The 24205-nt window shown below is 58.3% G+C and carries 26 protein-coding genes, 1 tRNA gene and 1 pseudogene; 22 read left to right on the top strand and 6 right to left on the bottom strand.

Annotated features, from left to right (window positions below; all coding sequences use genetic code 11):
- The 5 genes and pseudogenes from HK44_RS00005 to HK44_RS00025 all read right to left on the bottom strand — a co-directional run.
- Positions 1–963 (bottom strand): RHS repeat-associated core domain-containing protein (locus tag HK44_RS00005; RefSeq protein ID WP_141651648.1); only part of this gene is annotated, 963 nt, incomplete at its 3' end.
- Between the two features lie 50 nt (positions 964–1013).
- Positions 1014–1415, bottom strand: coding sequence for a hypothetical protein (locus HK44_RS00010; RefSeq protein WP_141651649.1), 402 nt, complete (start codon positions 1413–1415; stop codon positions 1014–1016).
- Between the two features lie 161 nt (positions 1416–1576).
- A complete protein-coding gene (locus HK44_RS00015; RefSeq protein WP_019693480.1) occupies positions 1577–1906 on the bottom strand; it encodes a hypothetical protein in 330 nt (109 codons plus the stop codon).
- Between the two features lie 141 nt (positions 1907–2047).
- A pseudogene (locus tag HK44_RS00020) lies at positions 2048–3254 on the bottom strand (ISL3 family transposase).
- 137 nt (positions 3255–3391) lie between these two features.
- Positions 3392–3476: transfer RNA gene (locus HK44_RS00025), tRNA-Leu, on the bottom strand.
- Between the two features lie 107 nt (positions 3477–3583).
- Here HK44_RS00025 and queA point away from each other — a divergent pair.
- From queA to HK44_RS00055, 6 genes are all read left to right on the top strand, one after another.
- A complete protein-coding gene (queA, locus tag HK44_RS00030; RefSeq protein ID WP_019693479.1) occupies positions 3584–4648 on the top strand; it encodes a tRNA preQ1(34) S-adenosylmethionine ribosyltransferase-isomerase QueA in 1065 nt (354 codons plus the stop codon).
- 14 nt (positions 4649–4662) lie between these two features.
- Positions 4663–5778: a tRNA guanosine(34) transglycosylase Tgt gene (gene tgt / locus HK44_RS00035; protein ID WP_162130405.1), complete on the top strand. Its 1116-nt coding sequence runs from the start codon at positions 4663–4665 to the stop codon at positions 5776–5778.
- 43 nt (positions 5779–5821) lie between these two features.
- A complete protein-coding gene (gene yajC / locus HK44_RS00040; RefSeq protein ID WP_019693477.1) occupies positions 5822–6157 on the top strand; it encodes a preprotein translocase subunit YajC in 336 nt (111 codons plus the stop codon).
- Positions 6158–6220: 63 nt separating this feature from the next.
- Complete coding sequence (gene secD, locus HK44_RS00045; protein WP_019693476.1) at positions 6221–8089, top strand: protein translocase subunit SecD; 1869 nt, start codon at positions 6221–6223, stop codon at positions 8087–8089.
- A gap of 9 nt (positions 8090–8098) precedes the next feature.
- Complete coding sequence (gene secF / locus HK44_RS00050; RefSeq protein ID WP_019693475.1) at positions 8099–9013, top strand: protein translocase subunit SecF; 915 nt, start codon at positions 8099–8101, stop codon at positions 9011–9013.
- 118 nt (positions 9014–9131) lie between these two features.
- Positions 9132–9686, top strand: a complete 555-nt coding sequence (locus tag HK44_RS00055) for a glycine zipper 2TM domain-containing protein (protein WP_019693474.1) — start codon at positions 9132–9134, stop codon at positions 9684–9686.
- 168 nt (positions 9687–9854) lie between these two features.
- On the opposite strand, the gene suhB is transcribed toward HK44_RS00055, so the two are convergent.
- Positions 9855–10673, bottom strand: coding sequence for a type III secretion system regulator SuhB (suhB, locus tag HK44_RS00060; protein ID WP_019693473.1), 819 nt, complete (start codon positions 10671–10673; stop codon positions 9855–9857).
- 145 nt (positions 10674–10818) lie between these two features.
- Here suhB and trmJ point away from each other — a divergent pair, with 145 nt between their 5' ends.
- From trmJ to hisS, 16 genes are all read left to right on the top strand, one after another.
- Positions 10819–11589, top strand: a complete 771-nt coding sequence (gene trmJ, locus HK44_RS00065; RefSeq protein ID WP_019693472.1) for a tRNA (cytosine(32)/uridine(32)-2'-O)-methyltransferase TrmJ — start codon at positions 10819–10821, stop codon at positions 11587–11589.
- A gap of 2 nt (positions 11590–11591) precedes the next feature.
- Positions 11592–12368 (top strand): serine O-acetyltransferase, encoded by a 777-nt coding sequence (gene cysE / locus HK44_RS00070; protein ID WP_024264639.1) that lies wholly within the window; start codon positions 11592–11594, stop codon positions 12366–12368.
- Positions 12369–12619: 251 nt separating this feature from the next.
- Positions 12620–13111, top strand: coding sequence for a Fe-S cluster assembly transcriptional regulator IscR (gene iscR, locus HK44_RS00075; protein ID WP_019693470.1), 492 nt, complete (start codon positions 12620–12622; stop codon positions 13109–13111).
- Between the two features lie 50 nt (positions 13112–13161).
- Complete coding sequence (locus HK44_RS00080) at positions 13162–14376, top strand: IscS subfamily cysteine desulfurase (RefSeq protein WP_019693469.1); 1215 nt, start codon at positions 13162–13164, stop codon at positions 14374–14376.
- 96 nt (positions 14377–14472) lie between these two features.
- On the top strand, positions 14473–14859 hold the full coding sequence (gene iscU, locus HK44_RS00085) for a Fe-S cluster assembly scaffold IscU (protein WP_003443374.1): 387 nt from the start codon (positions 14473–14475) through the stop codon (positions 14857–14859).
- Positions 14860–14893: 34 nt separating this feature from the next.
- The gene (gene iscA / locus HK44_RS00090) at positions 14894–15217 is read left to right on the top strand and encodes an iron-sulfur cluster assembly protein IscA (protein WP_019693468.1); all 324 of its coding nucleotides are present in this window, start codon (positions 14894–14896) and stop codon (positions 15215–15217) included.
- An 8-nt stretch (positions 15218–15225) separates the two neighbouring features.
- Positions 15226–15747 (top strand): co-chaperone HscB, encoded by a 522-nt coding sequence (hscB, locus tag HK44_RS00095; protein ID WP_019693467.1) that lies wholly within the window; start codon positions 15226–15228, stop codon positions 15745–15747.
- A gap of 51 nt (positions 15748–15798) precedes the next feature.
- A complete protein-coding gene (gene hscA / locus HK44_RS00100) occupies positions 15799–17661 on the top strand; it encodes a Fe-S protein assembly chaperone HscA (RefSeq protein WP_019693466.1) in 1863 nt (620 codons plus the stop codon).
- A 3-nt stretch (positions 17662–17664) separates the two neighbouring features.
- Entirely contained in the window at positions 17665–18006 is a 342-nt protein-coding gene (gene fdx / locus HK44_RS00105) for an ISC system 2Fe-2S type ferredoxin (RefSeq protein WP_019693465.1), read from the top strand.
- Between the two features lie 14 nt (positions 18007–18020).
- Positions 18021–18221, top strand: a complete 201-nt coding sequence (gene iscX, locus HK44_RS00110; RefSeq protein WP_019693464.1) for a Fe-S cluster assembly protein IscX — start codon at positions 18021–18023, stop codon at positions 18219–18221.
- Between the two features lie 90 nt (positions 18222–18311).
- Positions 18312–18737 (top strand): nucleoside-diphosphate kinase, encoded by a 426-nt coding sequence (gene ndk / locus HK44_RS00115; protein WP_007903599.1) that lies wholly within the window; start codon positions 18312–18314, stop codon positions 18735–18737.
- A gap of 28 nt (positions 18738–18765) precedes the next feature.
- Entirely contained in the window at positions 18766–19914 is a 1149-nt protein-coding gene (gene rlmN, locus HK44_RS00120; RefSeq protein ID WP_019693463.1) for a 23S rRNA (adenine(2503)-C(2))-methyltransferase RlmN, read from the top strand.
- Positions 19915–19926: 12 nt separating this feature from the next.
- Entirely contained in the window at positions 19927–20685 is a 759-nt protein-coding gene (pilW, locus tag HK44_RS00125) for a type IV pilus biogenesis/stability protein PilW (RefSeq protein WP_019693462.1), read from the top strand.
- Positions 20685–21755 (top strand): RodZ domain-containing protein, encoded by a 1071-nt coding sequence (locus HK44_RS00130; RefSeq protein WP_024264640.1) that lies wholly within the window; start codon positions 20685–20687, stop codon positions 21753–21755. The genes pilW and HK44_RS00130 overlap by 1 nt, the downstream gene beginning before the upstream one ends.
- A gap of 3 nt (positions 21756–21758) precedes the next feature.
- Positions 21759–22868 carry a flavodoxin-dependent (E)-4-hydroxy-3-methylbut-2-enyl-diphosphate synthase gene (ispG, locus tag HK44_RS00135; protein WP_019693460.1) on the top strand — a complete coding sequence of 370 codons (1110 nt, stop codon included), beginning with the start codon at positions 21759–21761 and terminating at the stop codon, positions 22866–22868.
- Between the two features lie 23 nt (positions 22869–22891).
- Complete coding sequence (gene hisS, locus HK44_RS00140) at positions 22892–24181, top strand: histidine--tRNA ligase (RefSeq protein ID WP_019693459.1); 1290 nt, start codon at positions 22892–22894, stop codon at positions 24179–24181.
- The last annotated feature ends 24 nt before the right edge of the window (positions 24182–24205 follow it).

The raw sequence follows: 24205 nt of genomic DNA on the forward strand, positions 1-24205 counted from the left end.
GATTAAGCGAACGACAGGTTGCATAGGGTCAGGGACTAGAAGCACTTTCCATCCGCCCGGAGCAGCATAGTTATGAATGGGACGTAAAGCGGAGTTGCTAACGGCAGGTTGCAATTGGCCAGGGATGAGTTGCACGCTCCACTCGCTAGGAGCAGCGTAGTTATGAATCGGGGCTAGGGCGGTTCTATTTTGAGCTATAGAAGCCTTACTATGTGCAAGCGTACGGGTGTTGGGCCCTCCAATGGAGTTTCTGTTTGTCGCAGGGGCGTTAGTTTGCTGCGTGTTTGGAGGGGTGGGCTGTGCTGTTTTCTTTGGTGTTGGTGTTGGTGTTGGTGTTGGCGTTGCTTTTGCTTTTGCTTTGACTTTTTCTACACTACCCAGGCTTTTTTTAACCCTGGATAGAGCGCCGGATACATCTGGTTGGTTGAAAATTCTGCGCGCGAAAAGGAAAAGCTTTGCTTTACCCGTCGGATCCGCGTAATTGATCGGATCATTTTCGCAGTAGGCATAAGCATTAATGCCACCCTCCCCGAAGGGGCTTAATCTATCCGGACTGTTAAATCGCATCAGCACTGGGTTGTAAGCCCGATGACCCTGCCCTAATAAATAATGACCGGTTACAGAGTCAGGTCGTTCGCCGTTAAACCCCAGTAAGCTAAGTAACCCGTTCTCCGCTGGGCGATGGCCGTAAGGGCTGTAGTTCTGTGGATGAATGAGGGCATGTTTGATGCTATGCAGCACCGATTTTTGTAGATCAGTGGCCAGTAAGGTGACTGCATCGCCGGGTTGTAACTCGGCTAGCGGCATGGTCTTGTGTTCGAAAAAACAAGTTTTTCTATCGCCCTGAATCTCGGTCGCAATGCGGGTACTGTTGTAAAAGCGTTGCATCGAGTGAGCGCTAATCAAACGATCTAGCGGATCGTATTGATAGTGGGTGGTGGAGGTCTTATGCGGTCCACTCATGTGACAAGCTCCGGAAAATAGTAATCTTCACGTCAGCTTCTGCTTGTTTATCAGGCCTGTATAGCTAGCAGATCTGATAGGTATTTGGGGTCAGGGGACGGGGGATAAATGCGGGTAATGGACTGGCCCCTATCAAACCGGACACCAATACCATAGGGCGTATAGGCGATGGATAGCGTTTGATTATTGACTTGGAGCGTTTGTAGCACTGTGCGATTTTGATCGGTGGCCAGCAATGTAATCGCAAGAGCATCACCCCCGCTTTGTTGTTGCGCCAACAACTGATCACCATGCTGGACGATAGAGCAACGTATCTCGCCCTCTACCTCGGTAGTCAGGAGGTTTTTGCAGTAGTAACGCTGACGCTCCAGTCGTCCTCGGATCACGCTACTAATAAGCCGGTCGAGAGCGTCATAGCGATAATGGCATATCGGTTCAGGTTGGATTGTCATGGGATGAGCGCCTCGAAAATCCTGTGTGCAGGCGTTCAGTATTGAATGTCTCGCAAAATATGGGTACTAGCTGAACTGATAGTGTGCAGATGTCAAAAAAGCAAAATTGCCACCTGCGGTTTGATAGGAATCGACGGCGGGGACGATGTCGACCTGGTCATTCACTGAATATCTTTCAAATAATCCTTAAGCGCAATCAGCGGACTATCAAGCTGTTCCAGCGTCTGCGCCGCACTGAAATCTCCCGACAATCTATCCAGCTCTCGCCCCAGCGGCGTACCAACCCCACCTATCGCCTCAAGCGCCAGCCCCACGCATTCGGCCACTTTGACCTTGATCGTCTCGACATCACCTCTGCGTACCAGCAAGCCGAATACGTCCCGCTGGTAGTCACCCATCATCAGATCGTCGCGCAGGATCGGGCTTTGGTCTTCCGTTTCGTAGGCGAGTTTTAGGGAGAAGAGGGCGACTGTTTCCAGTGGTAATTCCATGGGGGGATCCTTTTGAAATGGTCCGCCGGTCAAGGGACGTGGAAGAAGAGCAGGATTAAAAGATCGTCCGAACGCGGCCCGAACCTTCGGCAGTTCCTACGGGGGCGGGGTGGCTTTTCTATAGGCGAAAAAAAAGGTTCATCACGGATTACCGGGAAAGACGCTCTTGATCTTCATGAAAAAGAACTCGCTATCCCGGTAACCGTACGCCATCCGCTTGATGACCTTTATTCGATTGTTTATTCCTTCCAACTGACCGGTGTGCATCGGCCAGCGAACCCGACTGACGATGCCCCGCCAGTAATCCTTTAGCCGTCTGGCGAACTGGATCAGGGCGGGTATCGCGCTTTCATGAGCATGGCGCAACCATTGCTTCCAGGCCGATCTCCAGCCCCAGGCGGTACTCGGCGTCCAGAGCGTTTTGAGTTCAGCCTTCATCAGATAGACCGTCATCAACGATTGGTTGGCCGCCAGTAAATCCTGTAAATGGACCTGTTGTTCCGGCGTTTTCAGGTTCTGCGGGTTACGCAGCAACAGCCATCGCGCCTGCTTGATGACCTTGCGAGCCGGCTTGTCATGACGCAGCCGGTTAGCCTCGTCGACGCGGACCCGATCAATCACCTCTCGGCCATATTTGGCTACCACATGAAAGAGGTCGTAGACCACTCGGGCTTTGGGGCAGTGCTGGCGAACCTCCAGATCAAAAGCGGTGTTCATGTCCATCGCTACCGCTTCGATTCGAGCACAACCCTCTGGTCCCAGTTCTTCGAAGAACGGTCTGACCGCCGCCCGGCTGCGGCCTTCGCCGATCCACAGCACTCGTCGTGTATCGGCATCCAGGACCACGCTGGCGTAGCGATGACCTTTGAACAGCGCGAACTCGTCCATTACCAGGCGTCGCGGTTGCGCCTTCGGCAGATTACTTAGCGCCGTTTGCAAGGCTCGACGCTCCAGCAACCGGACGGTGTCCCAATGCAGCCCAAACAGTTGAGCCACGTGTAGCGTGGGAAGGCGCTCACAGGCTTGAATGACCGCATCGGCCAAGCGGCGCGTCATGCGGGCATAGCGATCCAGCCAACTGACGGCTTCCATGCGTTTGCCACAGTCACGACAGCCAACCCGCCTGAGCAAAACGCTAAGGCGCACCGCGCGACCGAGAATGGGCAAATCACGAACGACTCGCTCGCAATACTCATGAGTGGTTGAACAGGGTTTTTGGCAGCCGCCACAGGAAGGGAATCGGGTAGCGTGGGGAGTCAGATCGATCTGTAGGGCGTCCACCATCAGGCTTGATGTTGACGACAGAAAAACCCTCCCAAAAAGGAAGGAAAGTATTAATATCGCGCATAAGAACGCCCGGTTTGTTAGATGTGTTTGCTCGCACGAACATCATCATCAATCAAATCGGCGTTCTTGTTTCTGTGTTTCCCGGATTCCGTGAAGAACAAAAAAAAAGGCCTTGCTAAGCAAGACCTTTCTTAATTTTGGTGCCCCGAGGGAGACTCGAACTCCCACTCCTTTCGAAAACGGATTTTGAATCCGCCGCGTCTACCAATTCCGCCATCAGGGCTCAATGGCGGCGAAGTATAGAGATGAGATAACCGTCGGTCAATCAGGTACATGGAGAATTTTCACTATTTCCGCTAGACTTCCCGGCCCTGCTAGACGAACCCCATCATGCGCGTTGCTGACTTTACTTTCGAACTCCCTGATTCGCTGATCGCTCGCCACCCTTTGGCTGAGCGGCGCGGCAGTCGCCTGTTGACCCTGGATGGGGTCAGCGGCGCTCTGGCGCACCGTCAATTCACTGATTTGCTTGAGCATTTGCGCCCGGGCGATTTGATGGTGTTCAACAATACCCGGGTGATTCCGGCGCGGCTGTTTGGCCAGAAAGCTTCCGGCGGCAAGCTGGAAATTCTGGTCGAGCGGGTGCTCGACAGTCATCGCGTGCTGGCCCATGTGCGCTCCAGCAAGTCGCCGAAGCCGGGTTCGACGATCCTCATCGACGGTGGTGGCGAAGCGCAAATGCTCGCGCGTCATGATGCGTTGTTCGAACTGGGGTTCGCCGAAGAAGTGCTGCCGCTGCTCGACCGCGTCGGGCACATGCCGTTGCCTCCTTATATAGACCGCCCGGACGAAGGCTCGGACCGCGAGCGTTATCAGACGGTCTACGCCGAGCGCTTGGGCGCGGTGGCGGCGCCGACGGCGGGGCTGCATTTCGATCAGCCGTTGCTGGAAGCGATTGCCGCCAAGGGTATCGAGACGGCGTTCGTGACCTTGCACGTCGGCGCGGGCACCTTTCAGCCGGTGCGCGTCGAGAAGCTCGAAGATCACCACATGCACAGCGAATGGCTGGAAGTCGGCCAGGACGTGGTGGATGCGGTCGCTGCGTGCCGTGCGCGGGGTGGGCGCGTGGTGGCGGTGGGGACTACCAGCGTGCGTTCGCTGGAAAGCGCGGCCCGCGATGGCGTGCTCAAACCGTTCAGCGGTGACACCGATATCTTTATCTACCCAGGCCGGCCGTTCCATGTGGTCGATGCCCTGGTCACCAACTTTCATTTGCCCGAATCCACGCTGTTGATGCTGGTTTCGGCGTTCGCCGGTTATCCCGAGACCATGGCCGCCTACAAGGCCGCCGTCGAGCATGGATACCGCTTTTTCAGCTACGGTGATGCGATGTTCATCACCCGTAATCCGGCGCCGACCGCCCCCAAGGATTCGGCCCCTGAGGATCAAGAATGAGTCGTACAAGTCGTATGTCTTTCGAATTGCTGGCCACCGACGGCAAGGCTCGCCGTGGTCGCCTGACGTTCCCGCGTGGCACTGTCGAAACCCCAGCCTTCATGCCGGTCGGCACGTACGGCACGGTCAAGGGCATGTTGCCGCGGGATATCGAGGCGACAGGCGCCGAGATCATTCTGGGCAACACCTTTCACCTGTGGCTGCGTCCTGGCACCGAAGTGATCAAGAAGCACGGCGACCTGCACGATTTCATGCAGTGGAAAGGCCCGATCCTGACCGACTCCGGCGGTTTCCAGGTGTTCAGTCTGGGCGCCATGCGCAAGATCAAGGAGGAGGGCGTGACCTTCGCTTCTCCAGTGGATGGCGCGAAAGTGTTCATGGGCCCGGAAGAGTCGATGCAGGTTCAGCGCGACCTGGGCTCCGACATCGTGATGATTTTCGACGAATGCACCCCGTACCCGGCCGACGAAGATGTGGCGCGGGTGTCCATGGAGCTGTCGTTGCGCTGGGCTCAGCGCTCGAAAAACGCTCATGGCGACAACACCGCGGCGCTGTTCGGTATCGTTCAGGGCGGCATGCACCAGGACCTGCGCATGCGCTCCCTGGAAGGCCTCGACAAGATCGGTTTTGATGGCCTGGCGATCGGCGGTCTGTCGGTGGGCGAGCCCAAGCACGAGATGATCAAGGTGCTGGATTATCTGCCAGGCCAGATGCCGGCTGACAAACCTCGTTACCTTATGGGCGTTGGCAAACCGGAAGACTTGGTTGAGGGTGTGCGCCGCGGTGTGGACATGTTCGATTGCGTGATGCCAACCCGTAATGCCCGCAACGGGCACTTGTTCATTGATACGGGCGTGCTGAAAATCCGTAACGCGTTTCATCGCCATGATGATTCGCCGCTCGATCCGACCTGCGATTGCTATACCTGCCAGAACTTCTCCCGTGCTTATCTGCACCATCTGGACAAGTGTGGAGAAATGCTGGGTAGCATGTTGAATACAATCCACAATTTGCGCCATTACCAGGTACTTATGGCTGGTTTGCGCGAGGCTATTCAACAGGGTACATTGGCCGCCTTTGTCGATGCCTTCTACGCCAAACGCGGGTTACCTGTACCGCCTTTGGACTGAGTTTTCTGACCCCAAGATTCAACATTTGCAACTGGAGTGCTAAATGAGCTTTTTTATCTCTAATGCCATGGCTGATGCTGGTGCCCCTGCGGCAGGCCCGATGGGCGGCGGCTTTGAGTGGATTTTCCTGGTCGGCTTCCTGGTCATCTTCTACCTGATGATCTGGCGTCCACAGGCCAAGCGCGCCAAAGAGCAGAAGAACCTGCTGAGCAGCCTGCAGAAAGGCGACGAAGTTGTGACCACCGGTGGTATCGCCGGCAAGATCACTAAAGTGGCAGATGATTTCGTAGTTCTGGAAGTTTCCGACACTGTCGAAATGAAATTCCAGAAAGGCGCCATCGCCGCCACGCTGCCAAAAGGCACGCTAAAAGCGATCTAAGTTCCAACTTCTACTCAATCGACGGGGCGCGCAAGGCGCCCCGCGTCATAAGCGGGCGGCGTGATGCTGAACAAATACCCTCTGTGGAAATACATTCTGATCCTGGCGGTGCTGGCGGTCGGTCTGATTTATTCCGCTCCCAATCTTTATCCTGACGATCCGGCCATTCAGGTCAGCGGTGCAAGCACTGCGCTGCAGGTCAATCAGGCTGATCTGGATCGCGTGAGTAAAGCGCTCAACGATGCCGGGATCAACGTCAAGGCGGCCACTTTGTCGGCTAATGGCAAGGGCGGTTTGTTGCGCCTGACCAAGGCGGAAGACCAACTGCCAGCCAAAGACGTCGTGCGCAAGGCGCTGGGTGATGACTACGTCGTCGCACTGAACCTGGCACAAACGACTCCGCAGTGGCTGCGCAGCCTCGCCGCGCATCCGATGAAGCTGGGTCTGGACTTGTCCGGTGGTGTGCACTTCCTGCTCGAAGTGGACATGGAAAAAGCCCTCGACGCCCGCCTGAAAGTCTACGAAGGCGACGTCAAGAGCCTGCTGCGTAAAGAGAAGCTGCGCTATCGCAGCCTGCCGCAGATCAATGGCGCCATTCAGCTGGGTTTCAGTGATGACGCTTCCCGCGAAGAGGCTCGTGCGCTGATCCGCAAGAACTTCAACGATTTCGACATTGTTCCGGCCGACCTCAATGGCCAACCGGTACTGCGTCTGGCGATGACCCCGGCCAAGCTGGCGGAAATCCGCGAATACTCCATCAAGCAGAACTTGACCACGGTGCGTAACCGCGTCAACGAGCTGGGTGTTGCCGAGCCTATCGTTCAGCGTCAGGGCGCCAACCGCATCGTGGTTGAGCTGCCAGGCGTGCAAGACACTGCCGAAGCCAAGCGTATCCTCGGCAAGACGGCGAACCTTGAGTTCCGTCTGGCGGCTGAGCCGGGTGCGTCCAAAGCCACTTCCGAGACCTTCGAGTTCCGTGAAGGCAAGCGTCCTCCTGCGCAAATCGAGCGTGGCCTGATCATCACGGGCGATCAGGTGACTGACGCCAAGGCCGGTTTCGGCGAGCACGGTACGCCGGAAGTGAACATTCGTCTGGACGGTCACGGCGGTGAGCTGATGAACCGTGCGACGCGTTCCAACGTTGGTCGCAGCATGGCGGTGATCTTCATCGAGCAGCGCCCGGTGACGACTTACGTCAAGCAAATGGTCAACGGCGTCGAGAAAGACGTGCCGGTCCAGAGCTTCAAGGAAGAGAAAAAGATCATCAGTCTGGCGACCATTCAGTCGCCGCTGGGTGCTCAGTTCCGCATCACTGGCCTGAACGGTCAGGGCGAATCCTCGGAGCTGGCCTTGCTGCTGCGCGCCGGTGGCCTGGCGGCACCGATGTACTTTGCTGAAGAACGCACCATCGGTCCAAGCCTGGGTGCTGACAACATCACCAAGGGTATCAATGCGTCGCTGTGGGGCATGCTGTTCGTTTCGCTGTTCATCATGGCCATCTACCGCTTCTTCGGCCTGGTTGCCACGGTTGCGCTGGCGGTGAACATGGTGCTGCTGCTGGCCTTGATGTCGCTGCTGGGGGCAACACTGACCCTGCCGGGTATCGCCGGTATCGTATTGACCATGGGTATGGCGGTCGACGCCAACGTACTGATCTTCTCGCGGATACGTGAAGAGATCGCGGCCGGCATGACCGTGCAGCGAGCAATCAACGAAGGCTTCGGCCGGGCATTCACCGCGATTCTCGACGCCAACCTGACCACTCTGTTGGTCGGTGGCATCCTCTTCGCCATGGGCACCGGCCCGGTGAAGGGCTTCGCAGTGACCATGTCCCTCGGGATCTTTACCTCGATGTTCACGGCCATCATGGTGACCCGCGCGATGGTCAACCTGATCTTCGGCGGTCGTGACTTCAAGAAGTTGTGGATTTAAGGGGCTGCCATGTTACGTACTATCAACTTCATGGGCGTTCGCAACGTTGCGTTCGGCTTCACATTGTTCCTTACCGCTCTGGCGTTGTTCAGCTGCTTCCACAAGGGCATGAACTGGGGGCTGGACTTCACCGGCGGTACGCTCATCGAGCTGACCTACGAGCATCCGGCCGACGTCTTGAAGGTTCGTTCCCAGCTGACTGAGGCGGGTTATCACGAAGCGATCGTTCAGAGCTTCGGCGCCACCACCGATTTGCTGGTGCGCATGCCTGGCGAAGACCCGCAACTGGGTCACCAGGTGGCTGAAGCGCTGCAGAAAGTCGGCGGCGATAACCCGGCGGTGGTCAAGCGCGTCGAGTTCGTGGGCCCGCAGGTCGGTGAAGAGCTGCGCGACCAGGGTGGTCTCGGCATGCTGATGGCGCTGGGCGGCATTCTGATCTACCTGGCGTTCCGCTTTCAGTGGAAGTTCGCGATCGGTGCGATTGTCTCGCTGATCCACGACGTGATCGTGACTGTCGGTATCCTGTCGTTCTTCCAGGTCACCTTCGACCTGACGGTGTTGGCGGCGGTGCTGGCGATCATCGGTTACTCGCTAAACGACACCATCGTGGTATTCGACCGGGTTCGTGAGAACTTCCGGGTGCTGCGCAAGGCGACGCTGATCGAGAACATCAACATCTCGACCACGCAAACCCTGCTGCGGACCATGGCGACGTCGATCTCCACCTTGCTGGCGATCTCCGCGCTGCTGTTCTTTGGTGGTGACAACCTGTTCGACTTCTCCATTGCGCTGTTTATCGGTGTTCTGGCGGGTACTTACTCGTCGATCTACATCGCCAACGTGGTGCTGATCTGGCTGAACCTGAGCAGCGAGGACCTGATTCCTGCTGCCAATACCGAGAAGGAAGTGGACGACCGTCCTTGAGGCTTTATTTCCTCTCGTTATAACCAGAAGGCGCGAGTATTGAACTCGCGCCTTTTTTTATGCTCCAAGATTGGGAGAAGCGCGGGCATGTCCCGCATGTGATGGTCAGGAGGTTCAAGTGAACAAGTCGTTACTGGTTGGTGCGGTATTGGGTGCTGTCGGTGTGACTGCCGGAGGCGCTGTTGCCACCTACAGCCTGGTAAAAAGCGGCGGACCTGAGTATGCGCAAGTACTGGCAGTCGAGCCGGTCAAAACACAGATCAAGACTCCACGTGAAGTGTGCAGGGATGTGCCTGTGACCCGGCAGGCGCCGGTGAAAGACCAGCATCAGATCCTCGGTACAGTGGTCGGCGCAGTCGGTGGCGGTCTATTGGGTAACATGATTGGTGGCGGTAATGGCAAGAAGCTCGCCACGGTCGCCGGTGCAGTTGGCGGCGGTTACGCCGGTAACAGGGTGCAGGAAGGCATGCAGGAACGTGATACCACCACCACGATGCAAAGACGTTGCGAGACGGTCCATGACGTCAGCGACAAGCTCGTAGGTTATGACGTTCGGTATTCGCTGGGCGGCAAGGAAGGCAAGGTGCGGATGGATCGTGATCCGGGCAACCAGATTCCGGTCGACAAGGATGGTCATCTGATTCTGGGGCAGAACCAGCCCGCTCAGAAATAAGTTGATTTGTAGGAGCAAGGCTTGCCCGCGATGGCGTCACAGTGGTCTGACAGATGCGCCGCGTTGCCTTCATCGCCAGCAAGCTGTGCTCCTACGAAGGGCGGCTGGTAGTTTGAAATTCAGGCATAAAAAAAGCACCCCGAAGGGTGCTTTTTTTGTGCCTGGCGCTTAGCGTTTCAGCGAGGCTGGCAGGTGCGGCTGGATGGCCGTCAGTACTGCTTTGAAGCATTTGGTGTTGCCGGCAACGACGTGGCCTTTTTCAAGGAAGTCGTGACCGCCGGTGAAGTCGCTCACCAGGCCGCCAGCTTCCTGGATCAGCAGGGCGCCTGCCGCCATGTCCCACTCGGACAGACCCGACTCCCAGAATGCGTCGAAACGGCCGGCAGCTACATAAGCCAGGTCCAGGCTCGCTGCACCAGCGCGGCGGATGCCGGCGGTCTGGCCAACCAGGGCGCGGAACATGCCCAGGTAGTTGTCGAGGTTGTCCATCTGGTCGTCACGGAACGGGAAGCCGGTACCCAGCAGGGCGCCGTCCAGGCTGGTGCGACCGCTGACGCGCAGGCGACGACCGTTCAGTTGAGCGCCGCGACCACGGCTGGCGGTGAATTCTTCCTGGCGAACCGGGTCCAGAACAACAGCGTGCTCCAGGCGACCACGGTATTTGCAGGCGATGCTGACAGCGAAGTGAGGAATGCCGCGCAGGAAGTTGGTGGTGCCGTCCAGTGGGTCGATGATCCACAGGTATTCTTCGCCTTCGATCCCGGTACCGGCGTGCATGCCGGTCTCTTCACCCATGATCGAATGATTCGGGTAGGCCTTGCGCAGTGCGTCGATGATTTTCTGTTCGGCAGCGCGATCCACTTCGGACACGTAGTCCTTGGCGTCTTTTTCGTCGACCTTGATGGTATCCAGGCGCTCGATGGAGCGGAAAATCAATTCACTGGCGCTGCGGGCGGCGCGCAGCGCGATATTCAGCATGGGCTGCATGGATGTGTCACCTAAGGTTGTTAAAGAAAGCCGAGCATTCTATCAGAAAGTTTCTACAGGTGAAGGTCGACGTTCGCTTTCATAGCTTAACGGTAGGAGGAACTGTAAGATTTGCTCCCTGTTTCCCTGTCAGAGAGCGCCTCCCTTGCTGCAGAACATTCGTGTCGTCCTGGTCAATACCAGCCATCCGGGAAATATCGGTGGAGCTGCGCGTGCCATGAAGAACATGGGCCTGTCGCGACTGGTACTGGTCGAGCCACGGTTGTTCCCGCACCACGAAGCCGATGCGCGAGCTTCCGGTGCCGGTGACATCCTGGAAAACGCCCAAGTCGTTGCCACGCTGGAAGATGCGCTGGTCGGCTGCAATCTGGTGCTGGGCACCAGCGCGCGTGACCGTCGTATCCCTTGGCCGCTGCTCGACCCCCGTGAGTGCGGGACGAAGGTGGTTGAGGAAGCAGCGCAAGGTGCCGAAATTGCGTTGGTCTTTGGTCGTGAAGATTCCGGCCTGACCAATGAAGAGCTGCAGCGATGTCATTATCACGTGCACATCCCCTCAGACCCTGAGTTCAGTTCGCTGAACCTAGGGGCAGCGGTGCAGGTGTTGAGCTATGAAGTGCGCATGTCCTGGCTGGCGGCCGAAGGTCAGCCAAGCAAGATCGAGAAGGAAGAAGTCGCGTCGACCAAAAGCGGTGAGCTGGCGACCATGGATGAGCTGGAGCGATTCTATGAGCACCTGGAGCAGACGCTGGTGGCCATCGAGTTTCTCGATCCGGAAAAACCGCGGCACTTGATGGCGCGCCTGCGTCGGTTGTACGGACGAAGCTCGGTCAGCCGGGCGGAAATGAATATTTTGCGTGGCATCCTCACGGAAACCCAGAAAGCGGCCCGTGGTGAGCTTCTTAAACGGAAGGATTAATGATGTTCGAGCGTTTGCGTGAAGATATCCAGAGCGTTTTCCACCGTGACCCGGCGGCCCGTAATGCTTTCGAAGTGCTGACTTGCTACCCGGGCATGCACGCCATCTGGATTCATCGACTGTCTGCTGCTCTGTGGGGCATGGGCTGGAAATGGCTGGCGCGGTTGGTATCGAACTTTGGCCGCTGGTTGACCGGGATCGAGATTCATCCGGGTGCGAAGGTGGGTCGTCGGTTCTTTATTGACCATGGCATGGGCATTGTCATCGGCGAAACCGCTGAAATCGGCAATGACGTGACGCTGTATCAGGGCGTGACCCTCGGCGGTACCAGCTGGAACAAAGGCAAGCGCCACCCGACGCTGGAAGATGGCGTAGTAGTTGGGGCGGGCGCCAAGGTGTTGGGTCCGTTCACCGTGGGGGCGGGTGCCAAGGTGGGTTCCAATGCGGTGGTGACCAAAGCGGTGCCGGCGGGGGCGACGGTGGTCGGGATTCCTGGGCGGATCATCGTCAAGTCCGATGATGAGCTGGAAGCCAAGCGCAAGGCCATGGCCGAGAAGATTGGTTTTGATGCCTACGGCGTCAGCGAAGACATGCCGGACCCGGTGGCGCGTGCCATCGGTCAGTTGCTGGATCACCTGCAAGCGGTCGATGGTCGACTGGAAGACATGTGCGGTGCGCTCAAGGACCTGGGCAGCCCTTACTGTGCCAAGGACTTGCCTGAACTGCGCGAAGAAGACTTCGCCTGCGTAAAAGGCAAGGATGAAAGCCAGGCCAGCTGAATCGGGTTGGCCCCATCGCGAGCAGGCTCGCTCCCACACTGGATCTGTGCAACACCGGAGATCCCTTGTGGGAGCGAGCCTGCTCGCGATGAACGATAACGCAGTACTGCTGGTCGTTCGCCACCAGCCTTTGCTATAGTTCGCGCGCTATTTTGTGGGTAAACCTGACTAAAGTACTAGGTCTTATAGTTGACTTGAATACTCGGGAATTGCATACTCGCCCCCATCCCGTAACTCCGTGGTAATTGTCCATGCGACTGACTACAAAAGGCCGATACGCTGTCACCGCCATGCTTGACCTGGCGTTGCATGCGCAGCATGGCCCGGTGTCCCTGGCCGATATCTCTGAGCGCCAAGGCATTTCCCTGTCCTACCTCGAACAGCTCTTCGCCAAATTGCGCCGCAGCAATCTGGTTTCCAGTGTCCGTGGACCAGGCGGTGGCTACCAGCTGTCGCGTGACATGCAGGGCATCCAGGTCGCTCAGGTGATCGATGCAGTAAACGAATCGGTCGATGCAACCAAATGCCAGGGCTTGGGTGACTGTCATGGCGGTGATACCTGCCTGACCCACCACTTGTGGTGTGATCTGAGCCTGCAAATCCACGAATTTCTGAGCGGTATCAGCTTGGCTGACCTTGTCACTCGCCGTGAGGTGCAAGAAGTAGCCCAGCGTCAGGACCAGCGTCGTTGCAACAGCAAGACACCGCGTCTGGACAAGATTGAAGCGTCCGCCGTCGAATGACAGCCAAAGAGCTAGCGGCACGCCAGCCAGCCTGATTTAGGAGAGAGTCCATGAAATTGCCGATTTACCTTGATTACTCTGCGACCACCCCGGTTGATCCGCGTGTCGCGCAAAAGATGAGTGAATGCCTGCTGGTCGACGGAAACTTCGGTAACCCGGCGTCCCGCTCCCACGTGTTCGGTTGGAAAGCCGAAGAATCGGTCGAAAACGCTCGCCGCCAGGTCGCCGACCTGGTCAACGCCGACCCGCGTGAAATCGTCTGGACCTCCGGTGCCACCGAGTCCGACAACCTGGCAATCAAGGGTGTCGCGCATTTCTACAGCACCAAAGGCAAGCACCTGATCACCACCAAGATCGAACACAAGGCGGTCCTCGACACCATGCGCCAACTGGAGCGCGAAGGTTTCGAAGTCACCTACCTCGATCCTCGTGAAGACGGTCTGGTGACGCCTGAGATGATCGAAGCCGCGCTGCGCGATGACACCATCCTGGTGTCGGTCATGCACGTGAACAACGAAATCGGCACCATCAACGATATCGCAGCCATCGGCGAACTGACCCGTTCCAAGGGCATCCTGTTCCACGTCGACGCTGCGCAGTCCACCGGCAAAGTCGAGATCGACCTGCAAAAGCTGAAAGTCGACCTGATGTCCTTCTCGGCTCACAAAACCTACGGTCCTAAAGGCATCGGCGCGCTGTACGTCAGCCGCAAGCCGCGTGTTCGCCTTGAAGCGACCATGCACGGCGGCGGTCACGAGCGCGGCATGCGTTCCGGCACCCTGGCCACTCACCAGATCGTTGGCATGGGCGAAGCGTTCCGTGTAGCCAAGGAAGACATGGCTGCCGAAAACGTTCGGATCAAAGCCCTGAGCGACCGTTTCTTCAAGCAGGTCGAAGGCCTCGAAGAGCTGTACGTCAACGGCAGCCTGACTGCCCGCGTTCCGCACAACCTGAACCTGAGCTTCAACTACGTTGAAGGCGAGTCGCTGATCATGGCGCTCAAGGACCTGGCGGTATCGTCCGGTTCGGCCTGCACCTCGGCGTCGCTTGAGCCTTCGTACGTACTGCGCGCCCTGGGCCGCAACGACGAACTGGCACACAGCTCGATTCGCTTCACCTTCGGCCGCTTCACCACCGAAGAAGAAATCGATTATGCCGCGCAGAAAGTCTGCGAGGCCGTCACCAAGCTGCGCGCTCTGTCGCCGCTGTGGGACATGTACAAAGACGGCGTCGACATTTCGAAGATCGAGTGGGCGGCACACTAACGAATTAAGTCGCCGCACAGGGGCTTTGCAAGCCGGCTGAAAAGTTGGCTTGCAGGGCCCCAAGAGCGACTCTCTGATGAGTGAGGATTAAGAACCATGGCTTACAGCGAAAAGGTCATCGACCACTACGAGAACCCGCGCAACGTCGGCAAGATGGACGCGGAAGATCCTGATGTCGGCACCGGCATGGTCGGCGCTCCGGCGTGCGGCGACGTTATGCGCCTGCAAATCAAGGTCAACGAGCAAGGCATCATCGAAGACGCCAAGTTCAAGACCTACGGCTGCGGCTCTGCGATTGCTTCCAGCTCCCTCGCTACCGAGTGGATGAAGGGCAAGACTCTGGACGAAGCAGAAACCATCAAGAACACCCAGCTGGCTGAAGAACTGGCCTTGCCGCCAGTGAAAATCCACTGCTCGGTACTCGCTGAAGACGCCATCAAGGCTGCCGTTCGCGATTACAAGCAGAAGAAAGGCTTGATCTGACTTTCAAGATTTGGCGACGAGTAAGGAGTCACCGATGGCTATCAGCATGACAGAAGCGGCTGCTCAACACGTGCGACGCTCCCTCGACGGGCGCGGCAAGGGTGATGGGATTCGTCTGGGTGTTCGCACCACGGGCTGTTCCGGCCTTGCCTACGTGCTGGAGTTTGTCGATGAGGTAGGGGCAGACGATCAGGTCTTCGTCAGTCACGGCGAGAAAGTGATCATCGATCCGAAAAGCCTGGCGTACCTGGACGGCACCGAGCTCGATTTCGTCAAGGAAGGGTTGAACGAAGGCTTCAAGTTCAACAATCCCAACGTGCGCGGTGAATGTGGCTGCGGCGAAAGCTTCAATATCTGAGGCTGCTCGTGGGTACTCTTTGTCATTTCGCTTTATTTGAGCTGCAACCGAGCTTCAATCTGGATCTCGATCAGCTGGCTACGCGCTACCGTGAGTTGGCGCGCGGCGTTCATCCAGACCGCTTTACTGACGCTTCCGAGCGTGAGCAACGGCTGGCGCTGGAGCAATCCGCGAGCCTCAACGAGGCCTACCAGACGCTCAAAAGTCCCCCCAAGCGCGCGCGTTACCTGCTCGCCATGGGTGGTCGCGAGCTGCCGCTGGAGGTCACGGTGCATGATCCGGAGTTTCTTCTGCAGCAGATGCAATGGCGCGAAGAGCTCGAAGACCTGCAAGACAGTGCCGATCTGGCCGGGATTGTGGTATTCAAGCGCCGTCTGAAAGTCGCTCAGGATGTACTGAACGAAAGCTTCGCAGCTTGCTGGAATGATGCAGTGCAACGTGAACAGGCCGAACGCCTGATGCGGCGCATGCAGTTCCTCGACAAGCTCACCTACGAAGTGCGCCAGTTAGAAGAGCGCCTCGACGATTAACCCAGTGCCGCCTCGGTCGCACGCCTGATATACAGATAAGTCCTGATAACGATGGCCCTACTGCAGATCGCCGAACCCGGCCAAAGTCCTCAACCGCACCAGCGTCGTCTGGCTGTGGGGATCGACTTGGGCACTACCAATTCGCTGGTCGCTGCGTTGCGCAGTGGACTTTCCGAGCCACTGGCCGACGCAGACGGGCAGGTCATCCTGCCGTCTGCGGTGCGCTATCACGCTGACCGTGTCGAGGTCGGTGAGTCCGCCAAGCTGGCAGCCGCTACCGATCCGCTGAACACGGTGTTGTCGATCAAGCGCTTGATGGGTCGTGGTCTGTCCGACGTCAAGCAATTGGGCGAGCAGCTGCCGTACCGCTTTGTCGATGGCGAGTCGCACATGCCGTTCATCGACACCGTGCAAGGGCCGAAAAGTCCGGTCGAAGTTTCCGCCGATATCCTCAAGGTGTTGCGTCAGCGCGCCGAGTTGACGCTGGGCGGCGAGCTGGTTGGCGCGGTGATCACCGTTCCGGCTTATTTCGATGACGCCCAGCGCCAGGCAACCAAGGATGCGGCCAAGCTGGCCGGTCTGAACGTGCTGCGTTTGCTCAATGAGCCGACTGCGGCGGCGGTGGCTTATGGTCTGGATCAGCATGCTGAAGGCCTGGTTGCCATTTACGACCTGGGCGGCGGCACCTTCGATATTTCGATTCTGCGTCTGACTGGCGGTGTGTTTGAAGTGCTGGCAACCGGTGGCGACAGCGCCCTGGGCGGCGATGACTTCGATCACGCGATTGCTGGCTGGATCATCGAGAGCGCGGGCCTGTCCGCCGATCTCGATCCAGGTGCGCAACGTCATCTGCTGCAAACCGCCTGCGCGGCCAAGGAAGCCTTGACCAATGTCGCAGCGGTTGAAGTCGCCTATGGCGACTGGAAAGCCGAGCTGACCCGTGAAGTTTTCGATGCGCTGATCGAGCCGATGGTTGCTCGCAGCCTGAAAGCCTGCCGTCGCGCCGTACGTGATTCCGGTATCGAACTGGAAGACGTGAAGGCGGTGGTGATGGTTGGCGGTTCGACCCGTGTGCCGCGTGTTCGTGATGCTGTGGCTGAGGCTTTTGGTCGTCAGCCGCTGACCGAGATCGATCCGGATCAAGTCGTGGCCATTGGTGCTGCGATCCAGGCCGATACCTTGGCTGGCAACAAGCGTGATGGCGACGAACTGTTGCTGCTTGACGTGATTCCGTTGTCCCTGGGGCTCGAAACCATGGGCGGTCTGATGGAGAAGGTGATTGCGCGTAACACCACCATCCCGGTTGCCCGCGCTCAGGACTTCACGACCTATAAAGACGGCCAGTCGGCCATGATGATTCATGTGCTGCAGGGCGAGCGCGAGCTGATCAGCGATTGCCGTTCCCTGGCGCGCTTCGAATTGCGCGGCATTCCGGCCATGGTCGCGGGTGCGGCGAAGATTCGCGTGACCTTCCAGGTCGATGCCGATGGCTTGCTCAGCGTGGCTGCCCGCGAATTGGGTTCGGGCGTCGAGGCGAGCATTCAGGTCAAGCCGTCCTACGGCCTGACCGACGGCGAAATCGCCCGCATGCTCAAGGAATCGTTCCAGCACGCCAACGACGACAAGGTCGCCCGCGTACTGCGTGAGCAGCAAGTCGATGCCCAGCGTTTGATCGAGGCGGTGCAAGGCGCCCTCGATGTCGATGGCGAGCGCCTGCTCGACGCCGAAGAGCGCATGGTTATCGAGTTGCAAATGCAGGAACTGACCGAATTGATGAAAGGCACCGATGGTTACGCCATCGAGCAGCAGACCAAGCGTCTGTCGCAAGTGACCGATGCCTTTGCTGCCCGCCGCCTGGACTCGACGGTGAAAGCCGCTCTGGCGGGGCGCAACCTGAATGAAATCGAGGAATAACTGATGCCGCAGATCATTTTTCTGCCACACGCCGAGCATTGCCCGGACGGTATGGTCGTAGAGGCTGAGACCGGCAAGTCCATTCTCGAAGTGGCCCATGACAACCATATCGAGATCGAGAGCGCCTGCGGCGGCGTCTGTGCCTGCACCACCTGTCACTGCATCATTCGCGAAGGCTTCGAGTCGCTGAATGAGGCCGATGAGCTGGAAGAGGACTATCTTGATCGGGCCTGGGGTCTGGAAGCGCAGTCGCGCCTGACCTGCCAGGCAATCGTCGGGACTGAAGACCTGACCGTTGAAATTCCTAAATACTCGCTCAACCACGCCGCCGAAGCGCCGCACTGATTCAAGGAACTGGCATGAGTCTTAAATGGGTTGATGTGCTGGAAATCGCGATCCAGTTGGCTGACAGCAAGCCGGATGTGGATCCGCGTTACGTGAACTTCGTCGATCTGCACACCTGGGTCATGGCCCTGCCGGACTTCAGTGATGATCCGACCCGCGGCGGCGAGAAGGTGCTTGAAGCGATTCAAGCAGCCTGGATCGAAGAAGCCGACTGAACGCACCGTACGCCGTTAGGCAATACCCAAGAACCCGCGTATAATTCGCGGGTTTAATTTTTCGCAAATTACCGTTTCTGGAGTTACACCATGGCTGTTCAACGTACTTTCTCCATCATCAAGCCTGACGCTGTTGCTAAAAACGTCATCGGCGAGATCACCACTCGTTTCGAAAAAGCTGGCCTGCGCGTTGTAGCTTCGAAACTGAAGCAACTGTCCAAAGCCGAAGCTGAAGGCTTCTACGCTGAGCACAGCGCTCGTGGTTTCTTCAACGACCTGGTTGCTTTCATGATCTCCGGTCCGGTTGTCGTTCAGGTTCTGGAAGGCGAAAACGCTATCGCTCTGAACCGTGAGCTGATGGGCGCTACCAACCCTAAAGAAGCTGCTGCCGGCACCATCCGTGCTGACTTCGCTGACTCCATCGACGCCAACGCTGTACACGGTTCGGACTCCGAAGCCGCTGCTGCTCGCGAAATCTCGTACTTCTTCGCAGCTACTGAAGTAACCACTCGCTAAGCATTGGCTTATGAGTGAAGGTGAATCCATGACTACATCGACTGCAAAAACTAACCTGCTGGGTCTGACTCAGCCGGAAATGGAAAAATTCTTCGACTCAATCGGGGAGAAGCGTTTCCGTGCCAGTCAGGTAATGAAGTGGATTCACCACCTTGGCGTCGATGATTTCGACGCCATGACGAACGTCAGCAAGGCCTTGCGCGACAAGCTCAAGGCTATTGCCGAAGTTCGCGGCCCCGAAGTGGTCAGCGAGGACATCTCCAGCGACGGCACCCGTAAGTGGGTGGTGCGCGTGGCGTCCGGCAGCTGCGTCGAGACCGTCTACATTCCCCAGGGCAAGCGCGGCACTCTGTGCGTTTCGTCCCAGGCAGGCTGTGCCCTGGATTGCAGTTTCTGCTCCACCGGCAAGCAAGGTTTCAACAGCAACCTCACCGCCGCCGAAGTCATCGGCCAGGTGTGGATTGCCAATAAATCGTTCGGCAGCATCCCGGCAACCGCCGACCGTGCCATCACCAACGTGGTGATGATGGGCATGGGTGAGCCGCTGCTGAACTTTGACAACGTCGTTGCCGCCATGCACCTGATGATGGACGACCTGGGCTACGGCATTTCCAAGCGCCGTGTGACCCTGTCGACCTCCGGCGTGGTGCCGATGATCGATGAGCTGTCCAAGCACATCGACGTTTCCCTGGCGTTGTCCCTGCACGCACCGAACGATGCGCTGCGTAACCAGTTGGTACCGATCAACAAGAAGTACCCGCTGAAAATGCTCCTCGAGTCCTGCCGCCGCTACATGTCGTCCCTGGGCGAAAAACGCGTGCTGACCATCGAGTACACCTTGCTCAAGGACATCAATGACAAGGTCGAGCATGCGGTTGAAATGATCGAGTTGCTCAAGGACACGCCTTGCAAGATCAACCTGATCCCGTTCAACCCGTTCCCCCATTCCGGTTACGAGCGGCCGAGCAACAACGCCATCCGTCGTTTCCAGGATCAACTTCATCACGCTGGCTTCAATGTCACCGTGCGCACCACCCGTGGCGAAGACATCGACGCCGCGTGTGGCCAATTGGTAGGACAGGTGCTGGATCGCACCCGTCGTAGCGAACGTTATATCGCCGTGCGCGAGTTGAGCGCCGACAACGATATGCCGCAAGACGCTGCGAATCGTACTTAAGAGAGGATCTCTATGTCACTGCGCCTAGCGCTGCTTCTGCTGTTCGCCAGCCTGTCGGCTGGTTGTGTTCTGTCGGGTGATTTCAATCCGATGAAAACCAGCAAGGGGCGCGATGAGGCGCGTGCTGCGTATGTGCAGCTGGGCGTGGGGTATCTGCAGCAGGGCATGACCGAGCGGGCGAAAGTCCCGCTGAAGAAGGCCCTTGAACTGGATAGCGCCGACCCGGATGCCAACGCAGCGTTGGGCCTGGTGTTCCAGGCCGAGATGGAACCCGAGCTCGCGGATCAGCATTTTCGCAAGGCACTGTCCGGTCGTCCTGGGGATGCGCGCATCCTGAACAACTACGGCAGCTTTCTCTTTGAAGAGAAACGTTACAAAGAAGCGTACGAGCGCTTTGAACAAGCGGCTGCCGATAGCCTTTATCCTGAGCGATCACGGGTTTTCGAGAACCTCGGCATGACGGCTTCGATGCTTGGCCAGCGTGACTTGGCCCGGCAACAACTGGAAAAAGCCCTGCGCCTGAACCGCCAACAGCCACGTGCGTTGCTGGAAATGGCTGAGTTGTCGTACGAAGACAGGCATTATGTGCCCGCGCGCGACTATTACGACCGTTTTAGCCTGCTCGCCGAGCAAAATGCACGTAGTCTATTGCTCGGCGTTCGGCTGGCAGGCGTGTTCGAAGATCGCGACAAGGCCGCCAGCTTGGGCCTGCAATTAAAACGACTCTATCCCGGTACGCCGGAATATCAGCAATACCTGTCGGAGCAATGATGAAAGCGGCGCATCCAGAAGTTGTAGCAGCGACTCGCGTAAACCCCGGAGAGACCCTGCGTCAGGCCCGCGAAGGCAATGGTTGGTCGCTGGCGGAAGTAGCGCTCAAGCTCAATCTCACCGTGAATTCCCTGAGCAATCTGGAAAACGGCGCTTTCGACAAACTGCCAGGGCATACCTTTGCTCGCGGCTATATCCGCGCATACGCCAAATTGCTCGGCATGGACCAGGCCGTTCTGGTTCAGCAGTTCGACCAGCACACCGGCACCGACTCCCAGGGGAGCAACGTGCACAGCCTTGGGCGTATCGAGGAGCCATCGCGGGTGTCCCACACCATTTTGCGCATCGTCAGCCTGTTGTTGCTGATGGCCGTGGTGGGTGGCGGTTTTGTCTGGTGGCAGGATCAAACCTCGTTGCGCACCAAGGACCTGATTGGTCTGAGCCCTGAGCACGTCGAAGTCGAAGGCGCCGATGGCACCACGCAGATCCATCCGCTCGACGAGCCGGAAGATCAGGCCGTTATAGAAGGCCAGACCGAAGCCGGAACGCCTCTGGCATTGCCGGAAGGCCAGGCGCCTGCCGAAGCTCAGGCAACGGTCGAAGCGCCGAAGCCGGCCGCTCCGGTCGTCCCGGTGGTTGCACCGACGGCTCCGGTTGTCGCTCCAGCCCGCACCGCACCAGCCCCGGTTGTCGCTCCGGTCCACGCCGCGTCTACTCCGGTTGTTGCGACGCCAGCGGCACCGGTTGCGGCAGTTGCGCCTGCGCCCGTCGTGGCCGCCGCGCCAGCACCCACCGCTTCGGCAGCCGCACCGGTCGCTCCGGTTGCCGGTGCGGGCCAGGTGCGGATTCAGTTCTCTGCCAACTGCTGGACGCAAGTCACCGATGGCAACGGCAAGGTGTTGTTGAGCGGTCTCAAGCGTAAGGGCGAAACCGCCGACGTCAGCGGCAAACCACCATTTACAGTACGCCTGGGCTACGCCCATGGCGCGCAGGTCAGCTACAACGGGCAAGTGATCGATGTAGCTCCGTTCACCAGTGGCGAGACTGCTCGCCTGAAGTTGGGTCAATAAGTCATGCACGGCGAATCTCCAATCAAACGTCGCGAATCCCGCAAGATCTGGGTTGGTTCGGTACCGGTGGGCGGCGATGCGCCTATTGCTGTACAGAGCATGACCAACAGCGACACCAATGACGTGGCCGCCACCGTGGCCCAGATCAATCGTCTGGAAGCAGCCGGTGTCGATATCGTGCGGATTTCCGTTCCGGACATGGACGCGGCCGAAGCCTTCGGTCGAATCAAGCAACTGGTCAAGGTGCCGTTGGTTGCCGACATTCACTTCGACTACAAGATCGCTTTGCGCGTAGCCGAACTGGGCGTCGATTGCCTGCGGATCAACCCGGGCAACATCGGTCGTGAAGACCGTGTGCGCGCGGTGGTCGATGCCGCCCGTGACCGCGGGATTCCGATCCGAATCGGCGTCAACGCCGGTTCGCTGGAAAAAGACCTGCAAAAGAAATACGGCGAGCCGACACCGGCCGCGCTGGTCGAGTCGGCCCTGCGCCACGTCGAGCACCTTGAGCGCCTGAACTTCCAGGACTTCAAGGTCAGCGTAAAGGCCTCCGACGTGTTCATGGCCGTCGAAGCCTATCGTCTGCTGGCCAAGGAAATCGTCCAGCCACTGCACCTGGGCATCACTGAAGCCGGCGGTTTGCGTTCAGGCACAGTGAAATCCGCCGTGGGCCTCGGTATGCTGCTCGCCGAAGGGATTGGCGATACTATTCGCATCTCGTTGGCGGCTGACCCGGTCGAGGAAGTGAAAGTCGGCTACGACATTCTCAAGTCCCTGCATCTGCGTTCCCGTGGCATCAACTTCATCGCCTGCCCGAGCTGCTCGCGGCAGAACTTCGATGTGGTGAAAACCATGAACGAACTGGAAGGGCGCCTCGAAGATCTGCTGGTGCCGCTGGATGTTGCGGTCATCGGTTGCGTGGTCAACGGTCCCGGTGAAGCCAAAGAGGCCCATATCGGCCTGACTGGCGGTACGCCGAACCTGATTTACATCGACGGCAAGCCGTCGCAGAAATTGACGAATGACAATCTGGTGGATGAGCTGGAAAGGCTGATCCGTCAGAAAGCGGCCGAAAAGGTCGAAGCCGACGCAGCAGTCATCGCTCGCGGCTGATCGAACGAATTTAAGGATTTATAGTGAGCAAGTCTCTGCAAGCCATACGTGGCATGAACGACATCCTGCCCGAACAGACCCCGCTGTGGCGTCATTTCGAGGGCACCGTTTCGCGTCTGCTGGATAACTACGGTTACAAGCAGATTCGCATGCCGATCGTCGAGTTCACCGAGCTGTTCAAGCGCTCCATCGGTGAAGTGACCGACATCGTCGAAAAAGAGATGTACACCTTCGACGACCGTAACGGCGACTCGCTGACCCTGCGCCCTGAAGGCACGGCGGCCTGCGTGCGTGCAGTGCTTGAGCACGGCATCACTGGCGGTGGCCAGGTGCAGAAACTCTGGTACATCGGCCCGATGTTCCGCCACGAGCGTCCGCAGAAAGGCCGCTATCGCCAGTTCCACCAGATCGGTTGCGAAGTCTTCAACCTTGATGGTCCGGACATCGACGCCGAACTGATCGTGCTGACCTGGCGCCTGTGGGGCGAGCTGGGCATCCGTGATGCAGTCAAGCTCGAGCTCAACAGCCTGGGCACCAGCGACTCTCGCGCTCGTTATCGCGATGCGCTGGTGGAGTACCTGACGGCACGCCTGGACCAACTGGACGAAGACAGCCAGCGCCGTCTGAAAACCAACCCGCTGCGGGTGCTCGATACCAAGAACGCCGATACCCAGGCGGCGCTGGTCGATGCACCGAAGATGGCTGACTACCTCGACGAAGAGTCTCGCGTTCACTTCGAGGGCCTGAAGGCGCGTCTGGACGCTGCCGGCATTCCTTACGTGATCAACCCGAAGCTGGTGCGCGGGCTGGATTACTACAGCAAAACCGTATTCGAATGGGTCACCGACAAACTCGGCGCCCAAGGCACTGTCTGCGCGGGTGGCCGTTACGACGGTCTGGTCGAGCAGATGGGCGGCAAGCCGACGCCGGGCGTTGGTTTTGCCATGGGCATCGAGCGCCTGGTGCTGCTGCTCGAAACCCTGGAGCAGATCCCGGAAGAAATCTCCCGGCAGGTTGACGTCTACCTGTGCGCCTTCGGTGAGGCTGCCGAACTGGCCGCTCTGACACTGAGCGAGCGGGTTCGTGATCAGTTGCCAAACCTGCGTCTGCAGATCAATGCCGGTGCAGGCAGCTTCAAAAGTCAGTTCAAGAAGGCCGACAAGAGCGGTGCGCTGTACGCATTGATCCTCGGTGACGACGAAATGGCCCAGCAAGTGGTAGGTTTCAAACCCCTGCGTGGCCAGGGCGAACAACAAAGCATTGCCTGGGATGCGCTTGCCGCTCACCTGGCCACCTGCGTCGTGCAGGGTTGAAGCTGTCAAACAGCCGATTTGGCG

It is taken from the genome of Pseudomonas fluorescens HK44 (assembly GCF_000217955.3).
In the GTDB taxonomy this organism is placed as follows: Bacteria; Pseudomonadota; Gammaproteobacteria; order Pseudomonadales; family Pseudomonadaceae; genus Aquipseudomonas; species Aquipseudomonas fluorescens_AQ.